This window comes from Shewanella sp. 8A, assembly GCF_023475945.1.
Taxonomy (GTDB): domain Bacteria; phylum Pseudomonadota; class Gammaproteobacteria; order Enterobacterales; family Shewanellaceae; genus Shewanella; species Shewanella xiamenensis.
In genome coordinates, this window is sequence record NZ_JAMDJP010000022.1 from 21738 (window position 1) to 44307 (window position 22570).

At 44.2% G+C, this 22570-nt stretch carries 20 protein-coding genes; 7 read left to right on the top strand and 13 right to left on the bottom strand.

Annotated features, from left to right (window positions below; genetic code table 11):
- Positions 1–38: 38 nt before the first annotated feature.
- The 3 genes from M0413_RS16085 to M0413_RS16095 form a co-directional block, all read right to left on the bottom strand.
- A complete protein-coding gene (locus M0413_RS16085) occupies positions 39–782 on the bottom strand; it encodes an HNH endonuclease family protein (RefSeq protein ID WP_249554888.1) in 744 nt (247 codons plus the stop codon).
- The gene (locus M0413_RS16090; protein ID WP_249554890.1) at positions 779–1951 is read right to left on the bottom strand and encodes an AAA family ATPase; all 1173 of its coding nucleotides are present in this window, start codon (positions 1949–1951) and stop codon (positions 779–781) included. The genes M0413_RS16085 and M0413_RS16090 overlap by 4 nt, the downstream gene beginning before the upstream one ends.
- A gap of 593 nt (positions 1952–2544) precedes the next feature.
- The gene (locus M0413_RS16095; protein ID WP_249554892.1) at positions 2545–4140 is read right to left on the bottom strand and encodes a dipeptidase; all 1596 of its coding nucleotides are present in this window, start codon (positions 4138–4140) and stop codon (positions 2545–2547) included.
- A gap of 273 nt (positions 4141–4413) precedes the next feature.
- Between M0413_RS16095 and M0413_RS16100 the strand changes: the two genes are divergently transcribed.
- Positions 4414–6642: a M3 family metallopeptidase gene (locus tag M0413_RS16100; RefSeq protein WP_249554894.1), complete on the top strand. Its 2229-nt coding sequence runs from the start codon at positions 4414–4416 to the stop codon at positions 6640–6642.
- 104 nt (positions 6643–6746) lie between these two features.
- On the opposite strand, the gene M0413_RS16105 is transcribed toward M0413_RS16100, so the two are convergent.
- Positions 6747–9188 (bottom strand): Ig-like domain-containing protein, encoded by a 2442-nt coding sequence (locus tag M0413_RS16105; RefSeq protein ID WP_047536594.1) that lies wholly within the window; start codon positions 9186–9188, stop codon positions 6747–6749.
- A gap of 220 nt (positions 9189–9408) precedes the next feature.
- Here M0413_RS16105 and M0413_RS16110 point away from each other — a divergent pair, with 220 nt between their 5' ends.
- From M0413_RS16110 to M0413_RS16125, 4 genes are all read left to right on the top strand, one after another.
- On the top strand, positions 9409–10722 hold the full coding sequence (locus M0413_RS16110; protein WP_249554896.1) for a dicarboxylate/amino acid:cation symporter: 1314 nt from the start codon (positions 9409–9411) through the stop codon (positions 10720–10722).
- A gap of 157 nt (positions 10723–10879) precedes the next feature.
- Positions 10880–11206, top strand: a complete 327-nt coding sequence (locus M0413_RS23040) for a hypothetical protein (protein WP_249558936.1) — start codon at positions 10880–10882, stop codon at positions 11204–11206.
- Between the two features lie 186 nt (positions 11207–11392).
- On the top strand, positions 11393–12067 hold the full coding sequence (locus M0413_RS16120) for a response regulator (RefSeq protein WP_011072043.1): 675 nt from the start codon (positions 11393–11395) through the stop codon (positions 12065–12067).
- Positions 12058–13407 (top strand): ATP-binding protein, encoded by a 1350-nt coding sequence (locus M0413_RS16125; protein ID WP_240292146.1) that lies wholly within the window; start codon positions 12058–12060, stop codon positions 13405–13407. The genes M0413_RS16120 and M0413_RS16125 overlap by 10 nt, the downstream gene beginning before the upstream one ends.
- A gap of 5 nt (positions 13408–13412) precedes the next feature.
- Here M0413_RS16125 and M0413_RS16130 read toward each other — a convergent pair whose 3' ends face one another.
- A complete protein-coding gene (locus M0413_RS16130) occupies positions 13413–14108 on the bottom strand; it encodes a 2OG-Fe(II) oxygenase (RefSeq protein ID WP_169546774.1) in 696 nt (231 codons plus the stop codon).
- A gap of 116 nt (positions 14109–14224) precedes the next feature.
- On the opposite strand from M0413_RS16130, the gene M0413_RS16135 reads away from it, so the two are divergent.
- Positions 14225–15487, top strand: a complete 1263-nt coding sequence (locus M0413_RS16135) for an HD-GYP domain-containing protein (RefSeq protein WP_037417439.1) — start codon at positions 14225–14227, stop codon at positions 15485–15487.
- Between the two features lie 68 nt (positions 15488–15555).
- Here the strand turns inward: M0413_RS16135 and corA are convergent, their stop codons facing one another.
- From corA to cobB, 4 genes are all read right to left on the bottom strand, one after another.
- On the bottom strand, positions 15556–16503 hold the full coding sequence (corA, locus tag M0413_RS16140; protein WP_037417441.1) for a magnesium/cobalt transporter CorA: 948 nt from the start codon (positions 16501–16503) through the stop codon (positions 15556–15558).
- 126 nt (positions 16504–16629) lie between these two features.
- A complete protein-coding gene (locus M0413_RS16145) occupies positions 16630–16992 on the bottom strand; it encodes a hypothetical protein (RefSeq protein ID WP_055648120.1) in 363 nt (120 codons plus the stop codon).
- Between the two features lie 151 nt (positions 16993–17143).
- On the bottom strand, positions 17144–17593 hold the full coding sequence (locus M0413_RS16150) for an ATP-binding protein (protein WP_249554902.1): 450 nt from the start codon (positions 17591–17593) through the stop codon (positions 17144–17146).
- A gap of 11 nt (positions 17594–17604) precedes the next feature.
- Positions 17605–18351, bottom strand: coding sequence for a Sir2 family NAD+-dependent deacetylase (cobB, locus tag M0413_RS16155; RefSeq protein WP_249554898.1), 747 nt, complete (start codon positions 18349–18351; stop codon positions 17605–17607).
- A gap of 256 nt (positions 18352–18607) precedes the next feature.
- Here cobB and fur point away from each other — a divergent pair, with 256 nt between their 5' ends.
- A complete protein-coding gene (gene fur, locus M0413_RS16160) occupies positions 18608–19039 on the top strand; it encodes a ferric iron uptake transcriptional regulator (protein ID WP_037417447.1) in 432 nt (143 codons plus the stop codon).
- A 98-nt stretch (positions 19040–19137) separates the two neighbouring features.
- Here fur and M0413_RS16165 read toward each other — a convergent pair whose 3' ends face one another.
- From M0413_RS16165 to sucC, 4 genes are all read right to left on the bottom strand, one after another.
- A complete protein-coding gene (locus M0413_RS16165) occupies positions 19138–19635 on the bottom strand; it encodes a GNAT family N-acetyltransferase (RefSeq protein WP_037417581.1) in 498 nt (165 codons plus the stop codon).
- 53 nt (positions 19636–19688) lie between these two features.
- Positions 19689–20096 carry a nucleoside diphosphate kinase regulator gene (rnk, locus tag M0413_RS16170; RefSeq protein ID WP_099457927.1) on the bottom strand — a complete coding sequence of 136 codons (408 nt, stop codon included), beginning with the start codon at positions 20094–20096 and terminating at the stop codon, positions 19689–19691.
- 378 nt (positions 20097–20474) lie between these two features.
- A complete protein-coding gene (gene sucD / locus M0413_RS16175) occupies positions 20475–21347 on the bottom strand; it encodes a succinate--CoA ligase subunit alpha (protein WP_037417452.1) in 873 nt (290 codons plus the stop codon).
- Positions 21347–22513 (bottom strand): ADP-forming succinate--CoA ligase subunit beta, encoded by a 1167-nt coding sequence (gene sucC, locus M0413_RS16180; RefSeq protein WP_037417455.1) that lies wholly within the window; start codon positions 22511–22513, stop codon positions 21347–21349. Before sucC ends, sucD begins: the two co-directional genes overlap by 1 nt.
- Positions 22514–22570: the final 57 nt, after the last annotated feature.

Here is a 22570-nt window from a genome sequence, read left to right on the forward strand (position 1 = left end):
ACCGGCGCAGCTTCGCTGCGTCCGTGTGCTTTGAATTGTTAAACGCATTTAAGAACTAGATCCTTTGAGTTTTCCAAAAGCGTATCTAAAGTATCATTCCACAGGTCATTTCTTTTCATCTCATGAACAAGCTCATTGAAGCTTGTGTCACTGAGCACTAAAGTTGATGTGGTAGCTGCATAGATTGCTTTTGGCTGGCACTCCGAAAGAATACCCTCAACAAGGTTAATCAACCTGTTTTTTGATTGAGTTCTGCCGTTTTCTTTGTAAATGGAATACCGCTCCCAGGCCATTTCAATGGAGTCAGCTATCTGACTCCCGATTTCAAATCTTTTCAATACAAGTCGTTCTTGGTTGTTCAGACCGACTACGTCAATACTATTTCTTCCTAGCGGGGTTAGGCCTCGCATCCGATAAAACCTCATAGCCAAATGGTCTCTAGGATCTTGGACGTAAGGATTCAATATGGGCTCGGAAATCACGTCATGTGTACTCTTTGAGCCATTACACTTTTTGCATGAAGGCAGTAGGTTTTCCCATGTCACAACCTTATCTGGGTTATGTTTTTTGTCTTCGTAATGTTCAACTTCCATATATTTGCTCTCTTCCGTTAGATCACACTCACAATACGAGCATTTACCAAAGCTGGAGTTAAGCAAAGGTATCTTTATTTGATCTACATTCCATACTGAAGATCCACTTTTCTTAAATTCATCTACAAGTTCACTAACTTTCTGATCGGTAAGGAAGCTAGGCTTTGGAAATCTATCTAACTTAATCATGCCTCACCTTTTACCGAAGCCAGTTGAAATTTTAATAGCTTCCTTAAGTGGTTTTCAGGATGAAGTAATAATTCTAATTCTTGGTATACTATTTTAGCTCTGTTGTAGTTATCTGAATCGATTGCTGCTTCGAACTCTGACATCAATTGATGGTAAGTTTCAGTCCGAGTGTCAGACATCCCCATTACGTCTGTAAGAACTTCCTCTACAGTCCACCCCTGAAAACCATAAGAGCCACCATTTAACTGCCTTCTATACACATCACCTTCATTTAGGGCTAAAGCAATAATTTCATTTGGTTTTGCATTTTGTATAATATGGGGGCTATGGGTTGATGCAATAAACTGAATCTTTGGGAAAACATCGACCAATATACTAGCTATTTTTGCTTGCCACTCAGGGTGCAAATGAAGCTCAAGTTCATCAATCAGAATAACCCCATCAAACTCATCAGCTTTAATACAAGGAGATTTAAAGCGAAGCTCTATATCCTTAATTATGCCGAAGATGATTGACAAGCATGACTTAAATCCAGATGACAAATACTCGTAATAGATTTCGCCACTTGGCGAATCGATCATTATCTCATTGGAAGCAGCAATAACTTTTTTGAAGCTAAAACCTTCATTAAGTAATGAAAAAGCTTTTTTTGCTATTTCAAAATTGTGTAGCTGTTCATCCGTTAGTGCATCTTTATGCACTGAATAAAGATAGCGATTTACAAACCAATTCTTAACCTCATGAATATTGACACCAAATTTTGCCTCTTCAAATGATGTACTGGTACTTTTATCAGCATCTTTTGAAACCGCATGCAGCTGCTGGTATTGAAATGTTCTAGTAACTTTTAGCGAAAGTAATTTTCCTGCATAATGATGCAGGCCACTAATATTTGAAAGTTTGTCTGGATCAAAATCTCCAATTTTGACGTTTGAATTCAGAATCTCGTTATCTATCTCAACAGTCGCTCTAAAGTTACCGTGTTCGGTCAAAACGTTTCTCTTTAGAATATTTGTTGAGTTGGCGGAAAACGAATGCGCTACACATTCAAGTACTGTAGTTTTTCCAATTCCATTTGGGCCACAGATAAAATTCATATGGTCATCAAAATCTATATGTAGACTTTTTATACCACCAATTCCTTCAATATCTATCGACTTTATCTTCATATTCTTTCCAATAGTCGGAGCATTTATCGCTTAACATTTTATTAGTGCGCATGCGCGTTTACCTCGTTGGATCAGTGAAAACGTGCACAGTTAACTATCTGTATGCAAAGAACTTATCAGCATTCTGTTAAATATACCATCTGGAAAAATACGCATGCGCGTTTCCCAAACCTATTATCTAACCTATAGGTTTTATAATTGCATGATTTTAATCATATTTATTTATGTTGGAATGTGAATACGCGCACGAAGTTGGGATAAAAATCGTCATAATTTCAATATGACTGTATGCCTGTCCAGCTTTTAGGCATTTCAAAGAATTGCAAAATTTGAGTGAATTGGATGAGAATTTCTAGGCGAGAAAGTCTGCGTTTGACTGCGCCACAGACAACGAGTCAACTCGTTTTGGGGCAAAAGCTTTTAGCCGGATAAACAGTTGTTATCTTGTTTTAACGGTTAAATGCAATGGCGGCTATTTCGGATTAGCCGCCATTATCTTATAAACCGATGAGTTTTGGCGTGAAATCAGCGCCTTTCACCCTATGTTGTATTTTACCCATCGCTTTAATTAATCAAGCCCATTAAAAAGCACACTATTTTGCGGCGGTTAACTCAATAAAAGCGGCGGTGTACATTTTCAGATTCAGCATAAACTGTTTATGGGTAATAAATTCTTTCTCGGTGTGGCCAGTGTATTCCACGCCCGGCATGGCGGGGCCAAAACTTAAAGCGTTGGGGAATAATTTACTGTTGGTTGAGCCGCCAATGGCCACGGGTTTGGGTGATGCTATGCCAGTAAAGTGAGCAAATACATCGAGTAAGGTTTGCTGATGCGGTGCATCTTTCATCACCATAGGCTCGCCCCAATAACTTTCCACGTCGATGAGTGTCACTTGATGCTCAGTTTGCCATTTGTTCAGCGCGTCCTTGGCTTGGGCTGAGAGTAACTCAGGCGTTTTGCCCACTGGTCGACGTAAATTAATGGTGACTTCAGTCCCTTTACTCGTTTGCGCAACGACAGTGGGGGCCAGCGTTAAAGCGCCCATAAAATCATCTTTATAGGCCAGCTCGCCAAACTGCTCGGCATAAATCCCCAACCCCACTAACTCATTCATGGCGGCGACAGTGAGTGCCGCCGTGGTTTTAGGCCAAGTGTATGGCTTCAGTAACGCGGCCAAATGCGTCACAGCATTCACCCCATCTTCTGGTGTAGAGGAATGGGCCGCCTTACCGTCGGCAAGAATATGCAAGTCGCACACGGCCTGCTCGCAAGTACGCTCGAATCGATACTTCATCCCCTGCTGCTTTGCGGCGCTCGCCTGTAATTGTTCAAACAAGCTTGGGGTAATGGCATGAATTTTCGCCTCGGCTTGCTGTGGCACTTGGCTAGCAAAATAGCCGCCTGAGAATGTCGTTATGCTAGGAACTTTTGCAACGCCCTGCTCCTGTGTTGACTCAAGATTCGGTACAGTAAAGCCAATCTTACTCCAACCCTTTTCGGCGGTGACGACTGGATACTCGGCATCAATGGTGATATTCATCTGCGCTGGAGTGTAATGGGCTAAAAAGGCTTTTAGTGGATCCCAATCGGACTCTTCGGCTAAATACACCAACAGCTCAATGCGTTTTTCCCGTTCGAGTTGTTTATCTTTGATGGCCTTCATCGCATACATGGCGGTGACAATCGCGCCTTTATCATCTTCGGTACCGCGACCTATCAGCTTGCCAGGTTCAGACTCGGTATCCAGCACATAGGGGCTCTTAGTCCAGAGCGCGGGATTGGCGGGCTGCACGTCGCCGTGGGTAACGATTCCTAATTTCTCAACCTGTGAGCGTTGGGCATCGACAACATTGGCATCGAGGCCAATCAATACAACATAACCGTGGTCGGCATAATCGAGCCCGAGTTCTTGGCTCAAGCTTTTTAAACTCGACTTAAAACCAATAAAAGCGGGGTTGGTATCGGGTGTTTGCCCCTCCACTGCTTGGGTATTAAAACTGATTAAATGCGCCAAACTCTTAACCATCTGCGTGTCATAGGTGCTCACCGCATAATCGGCCACCTTAAGCGCATCTTGGCTAAGGCTAGTGGATGACGCTGCTGCTTGCGATGTCCACAACGCAGTGGCTAATAGGGAATAAGAAAAACGACGACAAAGGCTCGTACAGTCAAACTGAGGCAATTCCATAGAGGTCCTATTTATTATTTGTATGATGAGGGACTTACATTCAAACGCACCAAAGTAATGGCTTTATCCTTTGCCGAATATTGCCTTAGTGCGGGGCTCAGTTTGCCATAGTTCTTCCGTTAAAAACCGCAGGCTAACCATTTGTTACAAACAAAACACAAAATCGATGGAACCCTTAGGCGAATACATGCTAAACAGTCAGCTTAAAATAAGCTTAATGGTTGTTAACACCATTAATCCAACAGAATAATAATCACCTAACGGGGAATTGACATGAAGGGACTAAGCCTAAAATCACAGGCCCTTAACGCGCGAACACTCAAACCACGTGCAATCACACTAACCTTTAGCGCCATCACGCTCGCCCTCGCCTTAAGTGGCTGTAATGCACAAAACAGCGATACTGCGGCGCAGGCGGCAGTCGCACCGAATGCCATGTCGGCACAGATCATCAGCCAAAATGCCAGCAACCCATTCTTTAAACCCTATGATACTTTTATGGAAATTCCGGCCTTCGATAAGATTAAGCCCGAGCACTTCCTCCCAGCCTTTAAGGCGGGTATCGCCCAGCAACACGAAGAAATTCAAGCGATTGTCGATAATAAAGACAAGCCGACCTTCGCCAACACCATTGAAGCGATGGAGTTTTCGGGCGATCTCGTGACCCGCGTATCCAACGTCTTCTTTAACTTAACTGGCGCGGATACCACTCCAGAGCTGCAAGCGATTTCCAAAGAAGTCTCGCCAATGTTATCGTCGGCCGAAGACGATATCTTATTGAATGATAAGCTGTTTCAACGCGTCAAAGCCGTTTATAACAGCAAAGACAGCCTAAAGCTCAACACGGCTCAGGCCAAATTACTGGAAGACACCTATAAATCGTTCACCCGTGGCGGTGCTAACCTCAGCGAGCAGGATAAAACCAAGCTGCGCGCCCTGAATGAAGAAATCGGCAAACTTAACTTAGCCTTTGGTGACAATCTGTTAGCCGAAACCAATGCCTTCGAGCTAGTGATTGATAAGCAAGCTGACTTGTCTGGTTTACCCGCCGATGTGATTGCCACCGCCGCCGAAACCGCGAAAAAACGTGGACATGAAGGCAAATGGGTATTTACCACGTCACGCCCGTCTATCACGCCATTTTTAACGTATGCCGATAATCGCGAACTACGCGAAAAACTCTATAAGGGTTATATCGAGCGTGGTAATAACAATAATGCCAATGATAACAAAGTCATTCTGGCAAAAATTGCCGCGCTACGTGCCGAACGTGCGCAGCTCATGGGCTATAAAACCCATGCGGATTTTGTGTTAGAAGATCGCACCGCCAAGACGCCTGAAAATGTCTATGGCTTACTCAACAAAGTCTGGCCAGCAGCCCTTGCCCAAGCCAAGGCTGAGGTTGCGGATATGCAGGCGTTAATCGACAGCCAAGGCGGCAAGTTTAAGCTGCAAGCTTGGGATTGGGATTACTACGCAGACAAAATCCGTGTTGCGAAGTACAGCTTTAACGAGCAGCAGACTCGCCCTTACTTCTCCCTCGACAGCACCCTAAAAGGCGTGTTCTACACGGCCAACCGCCTCTATGGTTTAACCTTTAAAGAACGTACCGACTTACCCAAATACAACCCAGAAGTGCGTACTTGGGAAGTGTACGATAAAGACGGCAAGATCATGGCCATCTTTATGGGCGACTATTTTACCCGTGATAGCAAACGCGGCGGCGCTTGGATGAACTCGTTCCGTAAGCAATACCATATGAACGGTGTCGATTCGAAACCCATTATTGTCAACGTGTTGAACTACCCTCGCCCAGCGGGTAATGAGCCTGCGTTGCTCACCTTCGATGAAGCCAGCACCCTGTTCCATGAGTTTGGCCATGCGCTGCACGGCATGTTATCCAATGTCGAATATCGCTCACAAGGTGGAACGGCAGTTCCTCGCGACTATGTGGAGTTCCCTTCACAGGTCAACGAAAACTGGATGACTCAGCCCGAAGTGCTCGCGCAATTTGCTAAGCACTACAAAACCGGTGAAGTGATCCCGCAGGAACTGGTGAAAAAAATCCAAGCCGCCAGCAAGTTCAACCAAGGCTTTGCGACCGTTGAATATATGGCCGCCACTAAGCTCGATTTAGATTGGCACACCCTAACCGATACCTCGCCTAAGGATGCCGCCAAGTTTGAGGCCGACTCGTTAGCTGCCATGGGATTGATTAATGAGATCAGCCCACGTTACCGCAGCACTTACTTCTCGCATATCTTTGCGGGCGGTTATTCTGCTGGTTACTACAGCTACCTCTGGTCAGATATTTTAGGTGCCGATGCCTTCGAAGCCTTTAAAGAAAATGGCATTTTCGATAAAGCGACCGCCGATGCCTTCCGCAACAACATCTTGTCTAAGGGTGGCAGTGACGACCCTATGTTGATGTATAAAAAATTTCGTGGAAAAGAGGCAGGAATCGAACCGTTGTTGCGTAGCCGCGGTTTACTTGCTGAGTAATCAACCTCCAGCACGGTAAATGCCATGCTGGCGTTTTACCAAGTATCTAATCAAAAACAAACGGGGAGCATATAGCTCCCCGTTTTAATTACAAATTTTAATGACTAATTAATTCTTATCGGCAAAGACAGAACTTGAGTTGCCACACCACTTGGGGTTTCAACTTCGACAATGAAGGTACCCGCGTTAGGTTTTTCCTCACCCTTGATCGACACACTAAACTCACGCCCAGCATTATAATTGCTACTTGGCCATGTATATTCTGCACCACTAGCTATTGAACCTGCACTTGCTTTAAATCGAACGATGGTGCCAGCAGGCATTTGTTGGTTGTGTAAATCAGAGATGGTGAAGTAAACCGTTGCGGCATCCTTACCAATAATATCAATACTCTGGTCTTTACTTAGGCTATAGCTATCGTCAATAAGTACATCTGCTCTAGGTGTTGCATAAGCTGTACTTCCTGACATCACTATCACTAAACTGCCTCGAACATAGAGTGATTTGGGTTCAGATATTCCATCTGCACAACCAGCATGAGCAGGTACAGAACAAAGCACACCATTGTATTTACTGTCTTTGAGATCAAAAACACCGTTAGAGTTAAAATCGATTAACTCTTCTAGCTCTCCCCCCGCTTGGCCTCCAGACTGTTGAGGGTTGAAAAAACCGTCCTCATTATAGTCGTTAAAAGCATCATCTAAATCGAAAGGTTTACCACTCACATCTTTTTGAGTTAAAAAGGCGCTAAATTCGGATGCATCAAAGCGGCCATTACCATTTAGGTCAGGGAAAGATTCCTCGCCAATCGCGGTAGCCGTTATGGTTGCTCTACCGCCGTATTTTTGGCCGTAAACGTTGCCTAAATTAGCTGCAAGTGTAGCAACAGGTGGACGAACTAATGCGCCAGTAGCGTCTATCAACGTTTGGCCTTCAGGTCTGGCAAGTTGACTGGTCCATACCACACTACAAGTCCCTTTTACCGTTTGACAAGCATCCTCAATCGCACCACCTTCAGTAGTGAATGAAACTGTAGTTCCATCTGGTACAGGGTTGTTAAATGCATCCGCTAAGCGAGCAGTCACTGTTACTTTAGTACCATCAACATCCCAACCTTCAGCATTCAAAGTCGATGCAGATAGTGAAAAACTATCTTGGTCAGGAATGCCTGTAGATACTATTAATTGACTAGATTGACTAGAGATAACTGGGGACGAACCTGCGACAACACCTGTAACACGAACAGAAGTAGCCACTGTACCGGTTTTAACGACAGTTTGGACAATCCCTTGGTTGTTAGTCGTTGCACTTACGGGATCTAGCTCGATACCACCAGTTGTAGTGTTAAGACTAAAGTTGACCAGCTGATTGCTTACAGGATTACTGTTAGTATCCAACACCTTGAACTTAACTTCAGAAGACTCTGCACCACCCGTACCTAAAATGGCAATGTTTTGTGGTGTTGCGGAAAGAAATACGATACTGCCAACATTGGCTGGTAACACATTGATTGAAGCAGTAGCAGAAAGGTTTAAACCACCAGCATTGGCCGTAACATTAATGGGATCGGGACCCAAACACCCCTTAGCTAAATAAGTGGTAGTAGCAACTCCATTCACAGAAGGAACAGGAGAACTAATCTCTGCTTCTGGAGAAGATTTAGTGGAACATGAAGAAGAGAATTTTACATCGACAGCTTGAGTAAAAGGCTTACCTTGGTCATCCTGAATCACTACAGAAATTGTGGCTGTGCCACCTGCGGTTAAGTCAGTCACGCTGACACTTGCTTTACCTGCAACAAATGGATTGCCACTGCCCATTACAACATTAGTTGCACCCACCACGACCACAGCCGTACCTTTTTCACCACTGGCAAGCGAAGCAGTAATGGTTCCGGCACCTAAGGTATTACCAGCATAAATATCAACACTCGCTTTTCCTTGAGCATTGGTTACTGCAGTTTTTATAGGTAAATCACCAATATCATTATCAAAAGTCACAATCGTAGGTTTATTAATACCTGTCACTGTTGCGGTGAGTTTTCCAGGATTTAATGAGGTAATAGTTTGAATTGCGTTTCCGTTCGTGTCAGTGAGAGCAAGATTAACTTGCGCACCACCGCCAGCCTCACCACCATCGCCTTTCATAACAAAGCCAATTTTGCCAGATTCGCCTGTATCAATTTTTGCAGTCACTGTACCTGCACCTGCGATAGTTGCAGTATTTAATATAATGGTCGCAATACCTTCGCCATTAGTTAATGCTGTCGCTGTAGAAGGGTCAAATGATCCGATATTGGCGCTACTTAAACTAAATGTCACCAATTCACCAACTAACGCACCGGCTTTGGAGTCAACAACTTTCGCAGTTACTGTTGCGGGAGCTAAAGCGGAAATATCGGTATTGGAAATACCCATAGTGACAGTGATAACACCTGGGGTTGGGGGGGTGCCGGAGCCATCATCGGAGATACTGCCTCCGCCTCCACATGCAACCAAAAAAAGTGAACATAGTCCTGCGAGAAAAACCTTATACGCTGACTTCATTGTCAGGCTCCCTGTTATTCTAATGATAATACTAAGATTGACGCTTATAACTTATAGGCTAACATTACACAATTTTCACGTAACTTTTCCATTACTCTCTTATTTTATTTTGCATATTTTGAACTTAGTTTAACATTAGAACTCATTTAAACTTCTGCATTTTCTTGCTAGTCTTGTCGTCGCCAATATTAGAACGTATAAAAAACACACAGGAACCCCCATGGCAACCTCATCACAACATAAACTCGGCCTTACCAGTAAAATTTTAATCGGCATGGTTACGGGTATTGCAATTGGACTATTTCTACGTAATTACTTTCCGGATAGTGCATTTATTAAGGACTATATTACCAACGGCTTTTTACATGTTATCGGTACGATTTTCATCTCAAGTTTAAAAATGTTAGTCGTTCCACTGGTATTTATTTCCTTAGTCTGTGGGACATGTTCCTTAAGTGAACCCTCAAAATTAGGGCGATTGGGTGGCAAAACATTAGCCTTTTATTTATTCACAACCGCTATAGCCTTAGTACTAGCTATTATCAGTGCAGTGATAGTCCACCCGGGTAATGCTTCACTCGCGTCAGAGAAAATGCATTACGTTGCAAAAGAAGCGCCGAGTCTCGCTGATGTATTAATCAGCATAGTGCCGACCAATCCAATGCAAGCCATGAGCGAAGGCAATATGCTGCAAATCATTATTTTTGCAGTGATTTTCGGGTTTTCTATCGCTCATATTGGCGAGCGTGGTAAACGTATTGCTGTATTGTTTGAAGATTTAAATGAAGTGATTATGCGCGTAGTGACCCTGATTATGCAGCTTGCGCCTTACGGTGTTTTTGCTCTAATGGCTAAACTTGCCTTAACTCTCGGCGTAGAAACTTTCAGCAGCGTGGTTCAGTATTTCTTTGTCGTACTCGTCGTATTGCTTATTCACGCTTTTATTGTATATCCCATTTTACTTAAGGTGTTTTCAGGTTTAAGTCCGTTGATCTTTATTCGCAAAATGCGCGATGTACAGTTATTTGCCTTTTCCACCGCCAGCTCTAACGCTACCTTACCTATTACCATAGAAGCTTCAGAACACCGACTTGGTGTAGATAATAAAATCGCCTCTTTTACCCTGCCATTAGGTGCCACCATTAACATGGATGGCACGGCTATTATGCAAGGTGTCGCAACTGTATTTATCGCTCAAGTATTTGGCATTGAGTTAACCCTTACTGATTATGCTGCGGTGGTTGTAACCGCGACTCTGGCCTCAATTGGTACTGCTGGCGTTCCTGGTGTTGGCCTTATAATGCTCGCGATGGTGCTTAACCAAGTTGGCCTCCCCGTTGAAGGTATTGCGTTAATTATTGGTGTCGACCGACTACTGGATATGGTTCGTACCGCAGTAAACGTCACTGGCGATTGTGTGGCCACAGTCGTGATCGCTAAATCAGAAGGCGAATTTAATGAAACCGTCTTTAATAATACTCAAGCCGGCAAAGTTGCACCAAGCTTCGATGAGCAAGTCCATAAAATAGATTAAAAATATCTCTATAATTTATCGTTTATGTGATCATTCCAAGCCCAACATTGTTGGGCTTGTTTATTCTGCAATATCACCATTCTGTGAACAAGCAAATAGAATAGTCCTTTAATCATCGCTATATTAGCCTGCATCAATATTGGCGTTGGAGAAGATTATGTGGTGGAGAGTGAGTTGGATGATTGTCGCCTTTTGGCTGTTAAGCGCACATTTTTTACGGTATGACCAGCTTGTATTCACAAGCCTTTTTGCTATAACACCTTGTTTCCTGCTTATTAAACAACCACTTGTGATTCGAATAGTTCAAGCCGCTTTGTTTATCAGTGTCATCACCGTTTGGGGAACCACTGCAATCGATGCTGTACAGATACGGCTCGCCCATGGAGAGCCTTGGTTAAGACTGGCGATCATCATGGGTAGCGTAATGCTATTTAGTTTAGGTGCAGTGTGGAGCGGCAACGGCATCTGGAGTAAAGCGAAATAAAGGCAATAGCCATTAAAAATGCATTAAAGATAATGACTTTAAAGACAATGGATTAGTACTTATTTTCGCCACTAACGAACCTTGGTCAGCCGAGGTTAAGTTCCTTGTGGGTAAGATAAGACAATATTTGGCTCCCGCGTATAATTTGCGTACACTGAGTCCAGTCGACGTTAAGGCATGAGTATTATGAGAATTTTGGTTGTTGAAGATGATCTTATTTTATCCCATCATCTAAAAGTACAGTTAAGCGATTTGGGCAACCAAGTTCAAGTGGCCCTCACTGCCAAAGAAGGTTTTTTCCAAGCAACCAATTACCCCATTGATGTTGCCATTGTCGATTTAGGTTTACCCGATCAAGATGGTATTAGTCTTATCCAACAATTACGTGAAGAAGGCGTTAAAGCCCCCATTCTTATCCTCACAGCGAGGGTGAATTGGCAAGATAAAGTTGAAGGCCTCAATGCGGGCGCTGACGATTATTTAGTTAAACCCTTCCAAAAAGAAGAACTTGTCGCAAGACTTGACGCCTTAGTCAGACGTAGCGCCGGCTTTGTCAAACCAGTCATTACCAGTGGTGAGTTAAAACTTGATCTTGCCGCTAAACAAGTAACGCTCGGCAATGACATTATGGAAGTCACCGCCTTCGAGTACCTTATCCTCGAATATTTAATGCGCCATTGTCATGAAGTCGTCGCAAAACAGCGGCTATTAGATGTCATTTATGGCGACAAAGAAGGCGATCCTAATACTATCGAAGTGATGGTGAGTCGCTTACGTAAAAAACTCACCCGCGATGGCATTGATAATCCGATAGCCACAATCCGTGGCCAAGGATATAAATTTAATCTGCCATGCAACTAAGGCTCAAATTCAAGAAACGTCTGCTGACCCGGATGTTTCTCACCTCGTTATCTATCATCACCTTAGTAGGGTTTGGCCTCGCTTGGATGGTCAACATTCTGCATGCGCAAAATAGCTATAACGAAGAAACCGCCCAGCTTATCGCCGAAATTCCCCAAGTTGCCGCCGAGCTTAGAGAACATGATCTTATTCCTGATACCAGTGCTTGGTTAGAGGAAAACAACAAGCAAGAGCGGTATGTAATCGCAAGTTGTGATGAGAAGTTTAAACAAGTATGGACCTCATCCCTCGCTGTTGACCGTGGCCTCTTCGATACCTGCGAACGTTTCAACGAAATCCGTAACGACTCTCCGCCCTATTACCTCACCATGGCCGATGACAGAGGTTACTTTGTGTATTTGCTCGCGGTAGAAATCGCTGGCGTACATTACAACCTGCTTGTAATGAAAGATGCAGCCAAGCTCGAGCAGGAATACAGCAAATTCAGTAAACGCACCTATATCCGTCTGGCCATGGTGCTCGCTCTCGCACTGATTCTGCTGGTCAGTGCGGCATATTGGGGGATGCGTCCACTCGTAAGGATGCAAAACGAGTTGCAGTCGATAAACCAAGGTAAGACTAAGTCACTTTCAGAAGGTTACCCCGTTGAGCTTGAAGGCGTAACTCAAGCGCTTAACCAACTATTACAGCAATCGAGCGCCCAACAACAACGCTATCAAAACGCGATGAACGATCTGGCGCACAGCTTAAAAACTCGTCTTGCAGCCGTTCACGCCATTACCGATGATACAAGTCTGACAAAGCAATCTGCCAATGAAAAAATCATGGAGCAGATCAGCCAAATGGATCAGCTGGTTAAATATCAACTAAAACGCGCCATGTTAGGTCGCCAAGGATTAAAGCAGGAACACACCGCTATTGCCCCACTTGTTGAGCAACTCGCACAAATGCTATTTAAAATTTACCGTGACAAACAGGTGAAATTTAAGGCCAACATCCCGACTAATTTATTGTTTCCCGGTAATAAAGGCGATTTAATGGAACTCTGCGGTAACTTAATGGAAAACGCCTTCAGGCTATGTATTAGCCAAGTACAGGTAACAGCACATTTTAATCAGCAGGGTGATTTTGAATTGATCGTCGAAGATGATGGCCCAGGCGTAGAAGAACAACTTAGGCAAAAAATTATTCAGCGCGGCGTAAGAGCCGACAGCCAATCGCCAGGACAAGGGATTGGCTTAGCCGTATGTGATGAAATTGTCAGTAGCTATGGCGGAAGTCTAAGTATTGAAGAAAGCAATCTTGAAGGCGCGCGATTCAGAATTACCATCCCAACCTAACTATCCTATGCATAAACAGCATAAAGCTGCTCGGCGCGATTAAACATCACCCAAGAGGTGGCAATGTACTTATCATTACTGATAGGCATATTGCCACGATGGGAATGAGTAAAACCTGCTGGCGCAATCACCATTGTGCCTTTTTTAGGTGCGATTTTACGCTGCTGATAATAAAACTCGGTCTCGCCGCCCTCTTCTACATCATTTAAATAAAACATGTAAAGCACCACACGGTGTAAGGCCTCGTTGTGGTTAAGCTGAGGAAATTGCTCTGAATGCCAGTGGGGATATCCACCTTTATTCTTTTGATATTTCTGAATATTAATACTACCACTGCGGTATAAATATTTGACCAATGCTTCGGCTCTCGGCTTACCAAGACGCTCAAAATTCGTTGGCGTTAGAGTCACAGCTTGACCTTGTTCATCACTAACAGAAACCGCCACCGCCCCCATCAACGCCATCGAATATTGAGTAAAATAATCAGCGATCCCCTTAAGGGTATAAGATAACAACTCATTCTTAAGTGGCTGTAAATCTATGAAATTATCTAGTGTAAGATCTCGACTGATCTTTTTTTCAAGATCTACCCCATTACCGGTTTGCCCATCAACCACACCTGAGTGGTTTTCGAACGCAAGAATGAGACGATCACATAAGTCTTCAGGTATCGCATTAGGGTATACTTCGATAAAATCCATATAGGCTCAATGCTTCGGTTATTTTCCAATCTTACTATGCTGACATGTTAGTTAAGTAATTGTAAAGCTGCACCATTGATATAAAATAACGCCATTGGCTTCACGATAACAAAAATATGAAAAAAAGCTGTAAAGTATCAATTCATCAATTACAAGTGGGTAATTTTGTGCGGTTACCCGTTGCTTGGAAAGATCATCCTTTTTTATTCAGTAGCTTTCACATAAAACAGGCTGCGCAAATTGAATTAATTAAAAATCTCGGTATTGAACATGTAATTGTCGATTTAGAGCGCAGTGAAACCGCACCGTTAAATCCTGAGGCCATTAACCCTATCAAGCTGCCACCGAGTCCAGAACTGCACGATCTTAAAAATGATATGGATGTCTATAAGGCTGAGCAAATCGAAGTCCAGAAAAAACTACGCCGAGATATTCATAAAACGGAACAAAACTTCACCCGTTCAGTGGCCATGATGCGCAGTATGATTTCTAAACTACGCAATCGGCCATTGAATGCCGTTGATGATGCTAAGGTGTTAGTCCACAGTATGGTGGAACAGCTGTTAACTTCCGATAATCTAGTACTGCACTTAATGAGTGACGCCAAACAGGATGAGAGTATTTACTACCATTCGTTAAACGTTGCCATACTGGCCATGCTGATTGCCAAAGAGATGGAATGGGATCGAAGTGAAATTGAATTAATCGGTTTAAGTGCGCTATTTCATGATGTGGGTAAACTCAAAGTGCCACCGCAGATTTTGAAAAAGACCACACCTTGGTCGGCGCCTGAGCTTAATTTTATTAAGCAACATCCCCTTCTTGGGATTGATTTACTCAAACTGGCTGAGAATTTCCCTGAGGCAGCCTTCCCTGCTATCACCAATCACCATGAGTTTCTTGATGGCACAGGTTACCCCAAGGGATTGCAGGAAACGGATCTTGATAAGATGTCCCAGCTATTAGCAGTAGTGAATGAATATGACTCCCTGTGTTATCCAGGTAATCAGGGTAAAGCTCGTATGCCATACGCCGCGTTGGGGCACTTGTATAAACAATATAAAACGAAATTAAATCAGGAATATATTGGCAAAATGATCAAGATGCTTGGCATTTATCCCCCCGGAAGTGTGGTGGAATTGTCAAGCGGCCAATATGCGATGGTGATGTCGGTCAATCTGCAAAAGCTACTTTGCCCTAAAATCCTCGTTTACGATGCATTAGTGCCAAAAGATCAAGCGCCTATCGTTGATCTTGAAATCGAAGGGATCAGTATTGTCCGCTGCCTTCCTCCCGCGGCACTACCTGAAAAAGTTCACGAATATCTCAACCCTCGAGAACGCGTCAGTTATTACTTTGGTGGCGATAGCCGCAAATAATCCCCATAAAAAAGCCGGAGAAACTCCGGCTTTTTGCTAATACTTTGCGATTAAATCAAATTGGCCAATTACAGCCAATGCTTACGCTTAAAGAAAAAGTAAGTCCCCGCAGCGCTCGCAAGCATCATTAGAATCGCCATCGGATAACCATATTGCCATTCTAGCTCGGGCATTCCATTAAAGTTCATTCCGTAGCTACTCGCGATCAGTGTCGGAGGCAGAAAGACAACGGCAGCGACCGAGAAAATTTTGATGATCTTATTCTGCTGTAATCCACTAAAACCCATCGCAGCATCCAGCAAGAAGTTTAACTTGTCGAAGATAAACTGGCTGTGAGGCATTAAAGACTCAATGTCCGAGAGCATTTCACGTAAGTCTTTTAAGTGTTCATCGGATAATTGCCCGCGGTAATATCGCTGCATATAACGTAGTGAGCGCTGGGTATCGAGCAAACTTAAGCGAATCTTACCATTGGAGTCTTCTTGCAACGTGATCAGCTTAAACACATCATCAAGCTCTTCACTGTCAAAAACCTGCTCACCGACATTTTCAAGCACGGTATACACGTCTTCGATCAAGTCAGAGAGATAATCCACTTTTAAATTAAATAGTTCGAGAAACAATTCCTGAGGGGTTGATACTTCAAGCCGACCTAACCGCAGATAGTTTCGTAATAGGCGGATAAGTCCGACATCCTCTTCGCGGATAGTCAGTAGAAAATTAGTACGCAGGTTAAAGGAAACGTTCACCCCACGCACATCTTGCCCCACCCGTTGTGGGAATAAGGAATTGATATGCAGCCCGTCGCTGTTTTGATAAAAACGTGCCGACGCCTCAATCTCGTTGATATCTTCTTCGTCTGGCACTTCTTCAACTGAAAAATGACTTAACCACTCTCGCTCTGCATCATCAGGTTTATAAAGATCCAACCATATGGTCGACGCCGGAATACTGTCCTGAGTGTTAATCTCTGTCACCGTCAACTGACGGTTTTTATAGACGTAGGCAGTAATCATGTGTCCTCCTGAAAAAAACTTAAGCTAAAAAGTCCACTTAAGTGCAGGCTAAAAAATTGTCGCTAGTTTAACGCATAACTTCGCAATGAAAAGGCGGGAGAGATAAATTCGTAAAATAAATATGCCTTAGTCTTCGAGGATCTCTAGTCGCTCAGCATTTGAAAAACGAATATGTACCCCCTCAACCGTGACCATCTTTGCTTCTGAGATATCGCCTTTACGGGCATGATAAACACCGAAACTGTCACCCGATGGGGATACAATTGTCACGGTCACCACTTTATGCTGATCGTGCCAATACCACACACTGTAGCTTAAAACACAAAGCCCAAGCAGTAAAAATACCCCACTCATAGCGTAGCGCCGCAATAGACTCGGTAACACAGGCGTATTTTGTAATGACGCTTGAACCACACCAGGCTTACGTTTAGCGAGCAGCAAAATCGCCATAATGATGACGGCGAGGGTGAGCAGCAGTTTTGTTAACAAGGTACACTCCAGAGGAACTAACTCGCAGTAGTATAATCGACAAATAAAAGGGAAACTGTCATTAAGATCAAGCTTATGAAACTCTTACTCAGGGGCTTGGACATTAATTTTGAATCGAAGATAACACCAAAAGATGACAAACAAAGCAAAGTTAACAATCCTCAAATTGTTTTGCCATCCTGCGAATTTGAGTTAACGGCACACCGTGACGATTACGTTCAGCACACAGTTTTTGATGAACAGGATCTGATGGATCACCAACAAGTATAATTCGCACTTGATAGCCAAGGGCTTTGGCTGCGGCCTCGTAAGCCATGTACTCCCAGCGGCAGAGATTAGTATTATCACAAATCACCACAGGCTGGGCATTGCTGAGTGCTTGAATAAATGCAGTTAAATTACGTTGATGGTATTCGGAAAGTTTTTTCGCATCGAATCGATACACCTCTCCCTCGTAGAAAAAACTGTCGGTCGAGAAAATACCGCCTTGACGGACGCGCTGCGCATATTCTAACGGCAGATTAGCGACAAACTGTTCAACCCAATAGGATTTACCGCAGCCCGGCAAGCCACGCATGATAATCGCCAGTTTTTGCGCCATGGGTTCGTTGCTCATTCTTTTAAATCAGACTCGGCTAAATCGGAGCCAATCACTTTGCCTGCGAGTATAGTATCGACTAATTTAGGCACCAACTCCCCTGCCTTACCGGTTAAATGATATTGAAACTGGCTGTGTCTATCGGGCGATTGTAAATTAACCTCGACAGTTTGCGCCCCATGATGATTGGCCGTGTCAACAAAACCCGCTGCGGGATATACCGTGCCCGAGGTACCAATGGCGATAAATAAATCACAATTATCGAGCGCATCGTGAATTCTATCCATGCCTAACGGCATTTCACCAAACCACACCACATGGGGACGTAACCTTTGTGCAGGAATACAACACGTACAACAGTTGTTTACCCCAAAGGGTTCTCTTAATAAAAAGGTCTGACGGGAGCGAGGACAGCGGCCTTTAGATAATTCCCCATGCATATGCAGTAAGCGACGCGATCCAGCCCGCTCATGTAAATTATCAATATTTTGGGTGACAACCAATAACTGTCCAGAAAACTCAGCCTCTAACTTGGCTAACGCTTCATGAGCCGCATTAGGCATCACAGTACCACTGTGTAACTGCTCCCAACGGCTGTTATAGAAACGATCAACAAGCTCGGCATCTCGGGCATAACCTTCGGGGGTGGCTACATCTTCAATATGATGCTCCTCCCACAATCCATCTTGATCGCGAAAGGTTCGTAATCCCGACTCGGCAGAAATACCCGCGCCAGTTAATACCACAATATGTTTGTACATACTGTTTCCTTTTATTGTAATTATTCTATTTATTGTCCCGAATTTTTCGCATCCTGAACATTATTCCTTGGTATAACCTTACAAAAACTATGCTTGAATTGCCGCAATTTATTGCGATTTCACGCTCAGTAACACAATTTATCTGCATATAGCCCCATAAAGCTAGAACAAAGGTTTAAGTTTTTAATTTGAGCCTCTATAATGGCAATCACTATCCACGGATGAACCTATTGGTTCTGCAATCAAGAGATTAGCAATGACAGATGGAAATCAAGCGCTAAAAAAAGCCGGTTTGAAAATCACCCTGCCACGAGTCAAGATCCTAGAACTGATGCAAGGACCTGAAAACCAACATATCAGTGCAGAAGACTTATATAAGAAACTGCTCGATTTAGGCGAAGAAATTGGTCTAGCGACAGTCTACCGTGTATTAAACCAGTTTGATGATGCCGGCATAGTCAGTCGTCACCACTTTGAAAGTGGTAAAGCCGTGTTCGAGTTATCGACTCAGCATCACCACGATCACTTAGTTTGCCTGTCTTGCGGTAAAGTAATTGAATTTTCAGATGAAGTGATCGAACGTCGTCAAGAAGAATTGGCCAGTAAGCATAATATTAAGCTGACAAACCACAGTTTATATTTGTACGGCCATTGCACAAACGATACCTGTGATCATAACGACGAATAAGTTCGCTCGAAGGCATATTTCAATAGTGTCTTAGCTGTAAGCTATATCATAAAAAAACCAGCCATCGGCTGGTTTTTTATTAAAATACAAATGGTTAGTTATAAAGTTTTGGCGTAGACGTTGACTTTATACCCCATAAACTCGCTAGGTTCACGCCAATGCATTCCTATGCGTTTAGCCACTGCTTCAGAACCTAAATTCCCCTCTAAGATCAAAGCGATGATTTGCGTAATGCCAAACTGCGGGAACACGCTGATTGCTGCTTGAGCAGCTTCGGTACCGATGCCTTTGCCCCAATATTCAGGAAAATAACGATAGCCAATTTCGACTTCGTTAAACTCAGGAATAAATTTTGGCCCACAAAAACCAATCACCTTGCTATCAGCCTTATGCTCAACAGCCCAGCGGCCAAATCCCCGTTGTTGATAATCCTGAAGGATCACATTGTGGAACAGTTCACGAGCTTGCTCACGCTCAGTAAAAGGCTCGGTTGGAATGTATTTCAACATCGCAGAGTTACTGTTCATCAAATAGAGGGCATCGATATCCTGCTCGGTAAAGGGTCTAAGAATTAAACGCTCTGTCTGTATAATCATATTGGCTTCCTTCATATTGCCCTCTATATACTCACTCATGTCCAGCTTAGCGACTAACGATGAAAATCACCGCTACGCTCTGGCTGATAAACAATTTCTTCAATACGGACTTTTACCATTGAGCCCCCTGGGCCAGGCCACTCGATTTCATCACCTTGTGATAAGCCCAATAAGGCGCTGCCTACGGGAGCGAGGATGGAAATGGTGCCCTCACCCGTCGCATCCTTAGGATAAACTAAACGCAAACAAAAAGTGTCGTTACTGGATGACACACTAAATTTCACTTCAGAATTCATGGTCACCACATTAGCGGGCATCTGCGCTACGGGCACAATGTCTGCTCGGTCGAGTTCCGCCTCCAATGCTGCACGTCCCGGAAATGCATTCGCAGGTAATGACTCCAGCAGACGCTCGAGTCTTTCTAAATCGATTTCTGAAATAATAATCTTTGGCGTTTTCACAGTCTTTCCCTCATGTAAATAGATGCCCCTTAGGGTTAGCCATCTGCTCTGGGCTTATCCTCCCCCAATGGGATAAGCCAATAAAAAATACGCTCGCAGCTTAATGCCGCAATCGTGTGATAATTAAGTACAAGATTTATAGCTGAACAGCCATGGTGCCATAAGCGTAAGGCTTAGGGTTGTGGCTCTACGGATACATTTGCACGTCAATCAGATTATGACGCCCAGTAGAGACCCCCAATCTAACCCTTTGCCAACTAAAATGCTAGCCTGCATGGTGTTAGCTTTGTCCATTCTCACACTTCCACCAGAGTACTGGCTAACAGATGCACAATAAAAAAGGCGCCTTAGGCGCCTTTTCGTGTGTTAACGGTTAGATTACCAACCGGTTTTAGCACGCAGCGCTTTGCCGATATCCGCTAACGAGCGGACAGTGGTCACGCCCGCTGCTTCTAATGCAGCAAATTTGTCAGCAGCAGTACCTTTACCGCCGGCAATAATCGCACCCGCGTGACCCATACGCTTACCCGCAGGAGCAGTAACACCCGCGATGTAAGAAACAACTGGTTTAGTCACGTTAGCTTTGATGTATGCCGCAGCTTCTTCTTCAGCAGTACCACCGATTTCACCAATCATCACGATGGCTTCAGTCTGTGGATCGTTTTGGAACATTTCCAATACGTCGATGAAGTTAGTGCCTGGGATTGGGTCACCACCAATACCTACGCAAGTAGATTGGCCGAAACCTTCGTCAGTGGTTTGCTTAACCGCTTCATAGGTCAGCGTACCAGAACGAGAAACGATACCCACTTTACCTTTTAAGTGGATGTGACCTGGCATAATACCAATCTTACATTCACCTGGGGTGATAACACCTGGGCAGTTTGGACCGATCATGCGAACGCCAGTTTCTTCTAGCTTCACTTTCACTTCCAGCATATCCAGTGTTGGGATACCTTCAGTGATACAAACGATAAGCTCAATACCACCGTCGATAGCTTCGAGGATAGCGTCTTTACAGAAAGGCGCTGGAACGTAGATAACAGAAGCCGTTGCGCCGGTCGCAGCCACAGCGTCTTTCACAGTGTTGAACACTGGCAGACCTAAGTGCTCGCTGCCGCCTTTACCTGGAGATACACCACCGACCATTTGCGTACCGTAATCGATAGCTTGTTGAGAGTGGAAAGTACCTTGACCACCGGTAAAGCCTTGGCAAATTACCTTGGTATCTTTGTTAATTAATACAGACATTATTTGCCCTCCGCAGCTTTAACTACTTGCTCAGCCGCATCAGTCAGACTGTTAGCTGCAATGATATCAAGACCTGATTTAGCTAATACTTCACGGCCTAATTCAGCGTTAGTACCTTCTAAACGCACGACAACTGGAACTTTAACGCCAACTTCTTTAACCGCGCCAATGATACCTTCTGCGATCATGTCACAACGTACGATACCACCGAAGATGTTAACCAGAACGGCTTTCACATTGCTATCAGACAGAATGATCTTGAATGCTTCAGCAACACGTTCTTTCGTCGCGCCACCACCTACGTCGAGGAAGTTAGCTGGCTTGCCACCGTGCAGGTTAACGATGTCCATCGTACCCATCGCCAGACCAGCACCGTTCACCATACAACCTACGTTTCCGTCCAACGCAACATAGTTCAGTTCGAACATTGCAGCGTGAGCTTCACGGGCGTCATCCTGTGATGGATCGTGCATTGCTTTGATTTTTGGTTGACGGAACAGTGCGTTGCCATCAATACCAATTTTGCCGTCTAAGCAGTGCAGGTTACCTTCAGTGGTGATAACCAGTGGGTTGATTTCCAGCAGTGCGAAATCGTGATCAACGAACATCGTTGCCAGACCCATGAAAATCTTGGTGAATTGCTTCATTTGAGTTGGGTTTAAGCCCAGTTTGAAGCCAAGATCACGCGCTTGGTATGGCTGAGGACCCGTCAGGGGATCGATGATCGCTTTGTGAATGAGTTCTGGCGTTTCTTCGGCCACTTTCTCAATCTCAACACCACCTTCAGTTGATGCCATAAACACCACACGACGGGTGCTACGGTCAACTACTGCACCTAAGTACAGTTCGTTAGCGATGTCGGTGCAGCTTTCTACTAAAATTTTAGCAACTGGCTGACCTTTCTCATCTGTTTGATAAGTCACCAGATTTTTGCCTAACCAGTGTTCGGCAAAGGCTCTGATTTCTTCTTTATCGCCAGTGACTTTAACGCCACCCGCTTTACCGCGGCCGCCTGCGTGTACTTGACACTTAACAACCCATAAATTTCCGCCAATACGGCCAGCTGCTTCTACAGCTTCTTGGGCTGTATCACAAGCAAAACCTTCTGACACTGGTAAACCATATTCGGCAAATAGGGATTTTGCCTGATACTCATGCAAATTCATGATGATCTATCCGTATACTTCTAATCAAATCCAACTGGCCCGTTTGGACCAGTCACG

Coding starts and splice junctions, on each gene's coding strand:
- M0413_RS16085 (WP_249554888.1), bottom strand. CDS start 782: ATGATTAAGTTAGATAGATTTCCAAAGCCTAGCTTCCTTACCGATCAG.
- M0413_RS16090 (WP_249554890.1), bottom strand. CDS start 1,951: ATGAAGATAAAGTCGATAGATATTGAAGGAATTGGTGGTATAAAAAGT.
- M0413_RS16095 (WP_249554892.1), bottom strand. CDS start 4,140: ATGGAATTGCCTCAGTTTGACTGTACGAGCCTTTGTCGTCGTTTTTCT.
- M0413_RS16100 (WP_249554894.1), top strand. CDS start 4,414: ATGAAGGGACTAAGCCTAAAATCACAGGCCCTTAACGCGCGAACACTC.
- M0413_RS16105 (WP_047536594.1), bottom strand. CDS start 9,188: ATGAAGTCAGCGTATAAGGTTTTTCTCGCAGGACTATGTTCACTTTTT.
- M0413_RS16110 (WP_249554896.1), top strand. CDS start 9,409: ATGGCAACCTCATCACAACATAAACTCGGCCTTACCAGTAAAATTTTA.
- M0413_RS23040 (WP_249558936.1), top strand. CDS start 10,880: ATGTGGTGGAGAGTGAGTTGGATGATTGTCGCCTTTTGGCTGTTAAGC.
- M0413_RS16120 (WP_011072043.1), top strand. CDS start 11,393: ATGAGAATTTTGGTTGTTGAAGATGATCTTATTTTATCCCATCATCTA.
- M0413_RS16125 (WP_240292146.1), top strand. CDS start 12,058: ATGCAACTAAGGCTCAAATTCAAGAAACGTCTGCTGACCCGGATGTTT.
- M0413_RS16130 (WP_169546774.1), bottom strand. CDS start 14,108: ATGGATTTTATCGAAGTATACCCTAATGCGATACCTGAAGACTTATGT.
- M0413_RS16135 (WP_037417439.1), top strand. CDS start 14,225: ATGAAAAAAAGCTGTAAAGTATCAATTCATCAATTACAAGTGGGTAAT.
- corA (WP_037417441.1), bottom strand. CDS start 16,503: ATGATTACTGCCTACGTCTATAAAAACCGTCAGTTGACGGTGACAGAG.
- M0413_RS16150 (WP_249554902.1), bottom strand. CDS start 17,593: ATGGCGCAAAAACTGGCGATTATCATGCGTGGCTTGCCGGGCTGCGGT.
- cobB (WP_249554898.1), bottom strand. CDS start 18,351: ATGTACAAACATATTGTGGTATTAACTGGCGCGGGTATTTCTGCCGAG.
- fur (WP_037417447.1), top strand. CDS start 18,608: ATGACAGATGGAAATCAAGCGCTAAAAAAAGCCGGTTTGAAAATCACC.
- M0413_RS16165 (WP_037417581.1), bottom strand. CDS start 19,635: ATGATTATACAGACAGAGCGTTTAATTCTTAGACCCTTTACCGAGCAG.
- sucD (WP_037417452.1), bottom strand. CDS start 21,347: ATGTCTGTATTAATTAACAAAGATACCAAGGTAATTTGCCAAGGCTTT.
- sucC (WP_037417455.1), bottom strand. CDS start 22,513: ATGAATTTGCATGAGTATCAGGCAAAATCCCTATTTGCCGAATATGGT.